The sequence below is a fragment of the Paenibacillus ehimensis NBRC 15659 genome (assembly GCF_004000785.1).
GTDB lineage: Bacteria > Bacillota > Bacilli > Paenibacillales > NBRC-103111 > Paenibacillus_G > Paenibacillus_G ehimensis.
On sequence record NZ_BILX01000135.1, the window covers coordinates 1 to 8,342 of the forward strand.

The 8,342-nt window shown below is 47.6% G+C and carries 12 protein-coding genes; 2 read left to right on the forward strand and 10 right to left on the reverse strand.

Annotated features, from left to right (window positions below):
• The 8 genes from PEH01S_RS35215 to PEH01S_RS33415 form a co-directional block, all read right to left on the reverse strand.
• On the reverse strand, nucleotides 1-198 hold a 198-nt coding region (locus tag PEH01S_RS35215; protein WP_127490362.1), incomplete at its 3' end, for a hypothetical protein.
• Complete coding sequence (locus PEH01S_RS33395) at nucleotides 198-377, reverse strand: aspartyl-phosphate phosphatase Spo0E family protein (protein ID WP_246063141.1); 180 nt, start codon at nucleotides 375-377, stop codon at nucleotides 198-200. The genes PEH01S_RS35215 and PEH01S_RS33395, both read right to left, overlap by 1 nt.
• A 150-nt stretch (nucleotides 378-527) precedes the next feature.
• Nucleotides 528-653 carry a hypothetical protein gene (locus PEH01S_RS35965; protein WP_281281561.1) on the reverse strand — a complete coding sequence of 42 codons (126 nt, stop codon included), beginning with the start codon at nucleotides 651-653 and terminating at the stop codon, nucleotides 528-530.
• Between the two features lie 6 nt (nucleotides 654-659).
• Complete coding sequence (locus PEH01S_RS33400; RefSeq protein ID WP_127490364.1) at nucleotides 660-1,991, reverse strand: helix-turn-helix domain-containing protein; 1,332 nt, start codon at nucleotides 1,989-1,991, stop codon at nucleotides 660-662.
• A gap of 265 nt (nucleotides 1,992-2,256) precedes the next feature.
• A complete protein-coding gene (locus PEH01S_RS34935) occupies nucleotides 2,257-2,403 on the reverse strand; it encodes a hypothetical protein (RefSeq protein ID WP_164828131.1) in 147 nt (48 codons plus the stop codon).
• Nucleotides 2,404-2,723: 320 nt separating this feature from the next.
• Nucleotides 2,724-3,116: a hypothetical protein gene (locus tag PEH01S_RS35685; protein ID WP_164828130.1), complete on the reverse strand. Its 393-nt coding sequence runs from the start codon at nucleotides 3,114-3,116 to the stop codon at nucleotides 2,724-2,726.
• 41 nt (nucleotides 3,117-3,157) lie between these two features.
• Complete coding sequence (locus tag PEH01S_RS33410; protein ID WP_127490366.1) at nucleotides 3,158-3,448, reverse strand: DUF3847 domain-containing protein; 291 nt, start codon at nucleotides 3,446-3,448, stop codon at nucleotides 3,158-3,160.
• A complete protein-coding gene (locus PEH01S_RS33415) occupies nucleotides 3,445-3,633 on the reverse strand; it encodes a hypothetical protein (RefSeq protein WP_127490367.1) in 189 nt (62 codons plus the stop codon). The genes PEH01S_RS33410 and PEH01S_RS33415 overlap by 4 nt, the downstream gene beginning before the upstream one ends.
• Nucleotides 3,634-3,887: 254 nt before the next feature.
• On the opposite strand from PEH01S_RS33415, the gene mobQ reads away from it, so the two are divergent.
• On the forward strand, nucleotides 3,888-5,123 hold the full coding sequence (gene mobQ, locus PEH01S_RS33420) for a MobQ family relaxase (RefSeq protein ID WP_127490368.1): 1,236 nt from the start codon (nucleotides 3,888-3,890) through the stop codon (nucleotides 5,121-5,123).
• A 162-nt stretch (nucleotides 5,124-5,285) separates the two neighbouring features.
• Nucleotides 5,286-5,435, forward strand: coding sequence for a hypothetical protein (locus PEH01S_RS34940; protein ID WP_164828132.1), 150 nt, complete (start codon nucleotides 5,286-5,288; stop codon nucleotides 5,433-5,435).
• A gap of 647 nt (nucleotides 5,436-6,082) precedes the next feature.
• Here the strand turns inward: PEH01S_RS34940 and PEH01S_RS33425 are convergent.
• Both PEH01S_RS33425 and PEH01S_RS33430 read right to left on the reverse strand, forming a co-directional pair.
• Nucleotides 6,083-6,535 (reverse strand): hypothetical protein, encoded by a 453-nt coding sequence (locus tag PEH01S_RS33425; RefSeq protein WP_127490369.1) that lies wholly within the window; start codon nucleotides 6,533-6,535, stop codon nucleotides 6,083-6,085.
• 895 nt (nucleotides 6,536-7,430) lie between these two features.
• Nucleotides 7,431-8,030 (reverse strand): hypothetical protein, encoded by a 600-nt coding sequence (locus tag PEH01S_RS33430; protein WP_127490370.1) that lies wholly within the window; start codon nucleotides 8,028-8,030, stop codon nucleotides 7,431-7,433.
• Between the last annotated feature and the right edge of the window lie 312 nt (nucleotides 8,031-8,342).

The window sequence follows — 8,342 nt, forward strand, 5'->3', positions numbered from 1 at the left end:
TAAAAGTTTCTCGATGCGCTCACTACTGTAACCAAGCTCTGACAACATTTTGGCCGTAACACCAGCGCTTATCGTTGCTCTATATTCCGCGTCGTGTAAATCCTTGATGCCGTATAACCGTTCGAATATCGCGCCGATCCGAGCGAGATACAGAACCCGTTCCTGGCTTTCCCCGACCAACAATTTTTCATATTGCATTATCCGCACACCTTCAGCTTCAGCTTAGAAGAAGATTTTTGAGCCACCAGGATATACCGATCTAGGCGCTGGCTAAGCTTTACCACCTCCTTGTCGGAAAACGAACCCTTTTTCTCCACCAACCGTATCAATTGCTGCCGTAATTTTCTGATTTTCCGCTTTAATTTTTTATTGTTCATATCACCCATCTCCTGAATCCAATTATAATATTGCGCTTCCAAAATAAGGGTTTGTTGTTTTATGAAGTATTTTTTTTGACAAAAAAAAGCATTCTGCTTTGAGCAGAATGCCTCCAAAGATGGGTGCTTGATTGTTCATACATTCAACATTTAACCTTCTGTACCATGATGATCAAGCGGTTTGAATACGGGGCCATCACTTGGACCCGGTATAAAAGGCCCGGCTGTACTAAATAGCCCCAAGGCGATGACCATAGCCAGGATATAAGCCTTCATTCTGGATTACACCTCCTCTCCCACCACCGCCAATCGATAAGCTTTCAATTGTTCAACTGATGCATGTTCTCGATATTTTTCAAAAAGTGAAATGCAGTGAAAAGTGTCTTCATATTTTTTCATTTGTTTAGCCAAGGAAAGACAACGCAAAGTCTCATAGAGTCCCTCTGGAACTCGGTTTTGTCTGAAAGCATAAAGAGCTTTGTGATACCTATATTGAAGGTGTCGATCCGAAAGAATCGGATCACCGTTAAATAAATCGAAACGTGCAATCGAGCCGGAAAAACGCGCCAGCACACGATCAACATTAAATCCGTATTTATTCGCAGACGCAATGATATTGTTCAACCCAGCCACAACGTCATTCAACCGGTTAAGACTCGCCAAATAGTCGGCATATTCGTCGATAATACGTTCGTTCCCGGTTAAAACTTCAAGCGTGTATAAATTCGCTTTCCCCCAAGTCTTAAACCGCTCTACTTCGTTTTGGCCGGATTCGTCAAGGGGTTCAAACCATTCCAAATTGGCATAGTTTAGTACATATTTTTTCGATAGCTCAAATAATCCTCTTTCTTCTGCAATAGCTGCTTTATACAGAAGTCCCATACCGTAATAATAAACGGGATGTCGTTTAGGAGCTATTTCTTCTTGGCTGCACAGAGTGGTGCTTAACAGCTCCAGCTCGCCCGCATATTCTTCAACCTCACTCCACTTTTTCAACGAATAACAGACTCGCGCTAATTGAAAAACCGCATCTAACTGGTCATTCTCCGGCAGACGGTTTCGAAACGGATCGAATCGGATAACAGCCTTCCAATTCTTTTCCGCATCCGTACCTCGAGTTGCAATAGAAAATAACCGGTAGTGACTCATCGCCAGCATTTCAGAAAAGCTGTCTTTGACGGCACTGACAACAATCTCATAAAACCGTTCCGCTTCTCCATTTCTCCCCTTATAAAAAAGTTTCTCTGCTGCCGAAAAAATGATTTTGACGTTCTTCGAATGATCAAGAATTTTAGATACAACCGCGTCAATACAATCATTTCGGCCTACTTCCGCACAGCGCACCAAGTAGGAAACTAACCGCGGCCGGGACAATCTTTCATCGGAAATACATTCTTCTGTGTACAGCTCATACAACCAACCAGGCACCTTTCCGAAAACTTTGCCTAGAGCGTCCAATTGGTTGATCGTCATTGACCGGGAAACTCCATTCAGAGCCATGCTTAGATTTCCTGGATTAATCCCGCTAAGTTCCGCCAATTGATTTATGTTATATCCATGCTGTTTCATGTGATCTTCGATTTCGAAACGCAAAGAACGATTAACAATCCGCATCGCAAAAAATACCTCCCCAATAATACTTTGGAATAATTTTACAACGTTATCCCATTTTCAGGAAAGCACTTTTTAACCATTTTTTGATAATATACGGTTCCCGTTTACAGTTCCCCTTTAAAAACAGCCCCCGGCCCATTCAAAAAAACTTGATACATCAGTATTTTTTCTCTTTTCACAACGGAACTGTATTCCGGAACTGTAAACGGGAACCGTAAATCATTCGACCTTAACACGTGTTATTCAAAACCCTTCTTACCTATGGTCAAACCCTCTTGTAGCCTTTCTCCCCCCTTCTCTCCTCAATTTCCCCTTCATCACTCTTGGACCAACCTCCCCCTAATTTCTTACTTCTCCTCTCCTCAATCTTTTCTACAATCTCCCCTTTAACCCCACCTCGTTTCTCCTTCACTCCTGCCTACCACCAACACTCACCCACCCACCCTCTGTCCTACCTTTTCCTATTCCTCACTTCCTTACCTTGTCTACCCACCGCCCGCACTCCCCCTATCCCCTTCCTAATGTGCGTTTATTGCTTTCGTTTCTTTAGTTTCAAACCCCATGTACTCGCGGGTCGAAACAGAGTGCAGAGCTGCGAGTACATGGGGTTGAAACGGCGCATCCCCCAGCTCTCCACCAAGAAAACAGGGGAGTGCGGGCGGCGGGCGTATTTTTTAAAACGTTCCCAAAAAATGATTAAAAAGTATAAAAAAAAAACGACGTCGCCCCTGATCATGCGCCGTCGTCTGCTCGATCCGGAAGTATGAAACTTTCTTCGTCCGGACCAAATTCTAAACCCTGCGACCGATGATAAGCCGTCAACGCTTCCGACGTAGCTAATACCGGATCTTCCGGATCGGATCCAAAATGCTTTTGAATGTATGCTTCCACGAACTCATTTTGTTTCCGGTTTTCCTCCTCGGCCAGCAGCCAGGCTCGCCAGCTCCTCCGATCCGGAAGCAAATGTTCACGCACGGCCCGTTCGATTTCCGGATTGTTCTGGCCAACCTCGGCCAGCAGCTTCGCCGTAAATCCGGCATTGGTCATTGCCCTGTATTCCGCATCATGTAAATCCTGAATGTGATACAAGCGCTCGAAGATCGCGCCGATCCGGGCGAGGTACAAAATCCGTTCCTCGCTTTCACCGGCTAATGAGTCATTATCTGTCATTGTGATACACCTTCCTTTTTGGCAGCTTGCGCCGCCTGTCTCTCCTTCTTTACCAGCTCACCGAGCGCAGCCGCCAGCTCGCTCACTTGTTCCAGCGAAAATTCGGCCATCTTCGGAAACTGCTTTTCAAAAATGGCGCCGATCTGGATAAGCCGCCGCGTCCGCTCTTTACGCTCCTTCTGGCTCAGTTGCGCCCGAACGCGCTGCTTCTGCGCCTTGAGCTGCTCCATCTTCTTGTTCAGCTCGGCCAACCGTTCTTCCGGAGAACGACGCTTCTTTTCAGTCACCCTAACCGTCCCCCTCTTGCCAGCTCCAAAGATAAACGTAAAAATTCCGAATGATCCATTTCGCCATTCCAAAAACGATAAATCAGCTCATTGCCGCGTTCTGAAATTTCCAAACCCTCGATTGCCGAACTAGCCTCTGCCTGTCTCATTGCTTCTCTTATGCGCTGTGCTCTCGATATCTCCATCCATATCACACTCCCCATCATAATTTTACCGCATAATGTGCCGCGTGGAAAACAACAAATTGCGCTTTCTCACATGGGGCGCATGTGGTACAATAATCCCGAAACGAAGTGCAAGGGCGCACTTATACATTGCTTCGCAATGTGTGCGGCAGGGTTTCACCCTGCACCCCTTCGCTTCTCACGAAGCGACGAAAACGAAAATCGCGTATGACGCGATTCCGTTTTCGATCAACGGCAAAGGAGGAACTGCACCGATGGCGATCTATCACTTTTCCGCGCAAGTGGCATCCCGCAGCGCCGGGCGGTCCGCGGTTGCTATGGCCGCTTACCGCAGCGGCGAGCGCCTGACCGACGAGCGCACCGGCGAGCTGAAGCACTACAAACGCGAAGTCCGGCCGGAAACCGTGATCCTCGCCCCGGCGCAGTCTCCGGAATGGGTTCACGACCGCAACCGGCTATGGAACGAAGTCGAGAAGGCCGAGAAACGAAAAGACGCGCAGCTGTGCCGCGAAATCAACGTCGCGCTGCCGAAAGAGTTTACCGCGCGCCGGCAGCTGGAAGAACTGAAGGACTTTTGCCGGCGCGAATTTGTAGAACGCGGGATGATTGCCGACATTGCGGTCCACCGGGACGATCCGAACAACCCGCACGCGCACATCATGCTAACCACGCGGGAGATCCGCGCGGAAGGGTTTGGCCAAAAAGTACGCGAGTGGAACGACCGCGAGCTGCTCGGCCAGTGGCGCGCAGCATGGGCCGAACAAGTGAACCGCGTGTTCGAGCGAAATAACCGTCCGGAACGGATCGACCATCGGAGCTTCGAGCAGCAGGGCATAAGCGACCGGCTGCCGACGATCCACGAAGGGCCGACGGTCCGCGAGATGGAGGAACGCGGGATTATCACCGATCGGGGAACCATCAACCGAGCGGTACGGGCGCACAACAGCATGGTGATCGACCTGAAAGCCTACGCCCAGGAACGCGAGAAGGTCATGGCCGAAATTTCCCGCGCCCAAGCACCAAAAAGCGCGAAGCAGCTCGAAGACGAGTACAGCCGGTTGTACTGGCAGCGGCAAAACGTCAAAGGGGACATAGGCAAGCTGGAAAGCCAGCTTGAGCAGATCGGAAAAGTCCAGCGGCTTGAAGACGAGCTGGCCGCACTCCGGAAGCAACAGGACGAGCTGCGCCCGAAAAACCTATGGCAACGCCTGACCAAGCCAAACCAAAACCGCAATGACGTGCTCGAACGGGACATTCAGCGTGTGGAGCAGGTGATCCGGGTGGAGCAGCGCGGCACGCCACCGGCCAGCGAAGCGCCAAGGATCAAACAACAAATTTCCGTCCTGCAGGGCACGTTGAAGGCAATCGACCGAGCTTTCCAAGCGATTAGCCAGGAACGCCAGAAAATGCAGCAAGAACAGTTTCGAGAACGAATGCGCCAGCGTGCGCAATATCCGGAGCGTGACCGGGATCGAGGATGGGAGCGTTAAAAAAACACCGACGACAGGCCAGATCGCCATACGGCGAGAGCTATGTCAAAAGGATCGGCACAGGATACGGCGGCGGTTACGGCAAGCCATTCCTCGGAGCTCGCGCTGTGCCTCGCTTCCGGAAAAAACTTGCTACACCGTAGGGAAAGGATGGTCTCGTTTATGAAGTCCGAAAAAACAATAGAACCGGACAAAGCGTTAGAGCTCGCCCGTAAAGGAATGAAAAAGTATAGAAAAACGCTGGATCGATTGTCCGAGCTTCCTAAAGCCCCAAAAATCGATTCTCAGGGCTTGCAGACAAAAGACGAATAAAACTACTTCCTCCAATCGAAAAGCCGATTAGAAACCATTTTCAAGCGTCTGGACACGCCGTCACCTCGGACAGCAGGTCGCAAAACTCATATTGCAGCACGCCCGCACGCAGCCGTACAAACGGCCGTTTCAGTTAACGCCTCATTAACCCCTTAACCGCGCAGTAAAAATCGAATGTAGGGCAATCTCAAGCGTTTGGTGAGGTGTAGAAACGTAAGCCGTCACCGCGCAGCGGCCGGAACGGAGTGAAGGACCCGAAGGGTTGACGAGCGGTTCCCATTGCCGACCCTATAAGCCGTTCCCGAACCTTGCGTTCGGGAACCTGCCCCCCGGCGAGGGAGCCTCCCCAAGATTGGGGAGGTTGGTGGGGTTGAAAAAACGGTCCAGGGCGCTGCCCTGGTCGCAGCCCCCTTGGGGGGGCGAGAATGGGGGGAATGCTTCGAAGAAAATGCTTAAATAGATAAAGAAGAACACACAAAAAAATTAGTGTCATAAATGGTTAAAACCATTGATATTACTAGGTTTTTCGATACTGGAATCAATTTCCAATACGAGGGGTTTTCCCCTCCTATTATGAGGGTATATACCCTCGTATTGGAAACAATTTACAATTACTTTTTTTTAAACAAAAAAAACCAGCTATATAGCTAGTTTTTAAGGTTGAACTTTATGTATCTTCGTTTATCGGGATCATTTCCACGCTTAACTAGTAATGAGTTAAAAAACCAATAATTCTGCTTACCAACTTGGACTTTTTCGAGTATGTTCTTTTTGGCCAAACTGTTCAAAAGTTCCCCAAAGTGCCAACGATCTTTATAGCCACACAAAGCTTGCATGTCACTCTGTAAGAGCTCTATTTGGTTGTTCCAATTCACGTAAGGCAAGACGGTAAACAGCAAAGCCTTTTCCGGATTAGTCAGCTTAATTTCCGGATTATCGCTCTCGATCCATGCCCGGATCGTTCGAAACAACATCACGAATTCTTTATTTTTGTGCAGGTTCTGGCTTCTAATCGTTTTGATAATCTCGTCGGCAGCAGCTCCAGCCTGGACAAGACCAGTCAAAACCTCAGTTAGTCCTAAAAGCTCTTTCTTTTTCATCGACAAAATCCTCCTATGGAGGAATTGCCGCCCCTGTGGTAGAATATTGACTATAAGCAATTTGAATAGGGATATTGCCTATAGGCAATAAACCCCCCTGCAGAGGGGCAATTCCATACGGACGGGATAAGACGACTTCTACTTGGCGGTGAGGGCGTCTTTTCTCGTTTTATGGGACAAATTCGACGTATCTAGTCAAAAATCCTTTAAAATCTTGTGGAGCCGGTCAATTGATCGGCTTTTATTGTTCTCCCGCCTGCTCCAGCTCGTCGCCCCTCCCGTCCCCTCCGGGGAAGCGCAAAGGGCCACAGCCCTTTGCAATCCCGTTTCCCCCCCGCCCTAAAGGGGGCGGGCCATGCCATAGGGGCATGGCGGTGTCAAGCGTCGGCAATGGGAACCGCTCGTCAACCCTTCGGGTCCTCCACTCCGTTCCGGCCGCTGCGCGGTGACGGCTTCGGCTTCGGCTTCTTCTTTTTTAAGAAAAATAAAACCGCTAGGGTAATAGCAGCTCCAATTGATATGAAAAGTATCAGCAGCAAAATAAGATCGAACCAGTGAACAAACAATTGGATTCCTCCTTTCCATTTTCACCATGCATGCCAGCAGCTGCTCGTCCGCCCCTTCCATATTGTTCTATCCGGATCGATCGGGAACCGCTAGGATCTCGCTCACCGGTTCCGGTGGTACATCTGTATAAAATCCCGATTTTGTACAGATGTTTGGCCCTCCAAAAACATAACGTGACCAGCTATTTGGAGAAATCCAGAGAAAAATGAAGATCGGCCCTTGCCGCAAGAATGCGAACAAGAGCCGTTTTTTTGCATTGTTCCACGAAATCAAAATCGCCTCTAATGGCCGAATTTGAGAGGGAACGCGAATTTTTTTATCTTCACTATTACTCGAATCTCCAAGCATATTGTCCGTTGTATTTTACGTCATGTAACGTTGTAAATTTCCATGTACTTATGTCTATGCCACCAACAACAATAGCGAAAGTAGCAACTCCTGTCCAATCCCAGTCTCTGTCCCCATTATTTCTAGAAGGTCCGTATACATTACTTGCTTTAAATGTATAACCTATTCCATTATCAGTGGTTATCCAAGAGTACCCACTTATTACTTTATCAAAGTCATAGGTCCAGCGTGTATGAAAATCCATTTTCATTAAATACCAGCCTATGGGGTTCTTTACACCTTGGGTGGAGACAATTTCATTCGTCTGCTGGTTGGAAGAATCCAACGGTCTAATAGAAGGTGTCACTTGTTTTAATTCAGCAACATACGTAAATCCCCTTCCTAGATCCACCTCCTTATATGGTTCTGCCTCAGTAGCAGGCGTCAGTTCATGTTTAAACTTGTTTAGTTGATCGCTTAAATAAATTGCATCTTCTTTAGTCAGCATTTGTGGATTACTTCCATCTTTAGCAAATACACTAGATGCTAAAGAAAAAACCATAACCATAGAAATTAACAACAAGACCGCTTTTCTTTTCATGATTTGACATTCTCCTTTTCTCAAAAGTAAAATTTTGGTTAGATCAATCAAAAAGAGGTGTGTGATAAAATGTTGAAAGTTTGCTTAAAAGTCTTAGGTTATGGCTTGTTGTTATTAATTCTAATTGGAGTCATCTCATTTGTTGTTAAACAAACTTTCTAAAGCTATTTGGCTAATCCATAGGCGCCTCCTAAACTGTGTATTTTTTGGGATATTATTCAAATCCCAATACTTTGACGGACAATGAAACAAAAATGTTGCATAACGCTAATGCCCCATGTTGTTTACCCTGTTAAAAAACAGGCGCTCGCG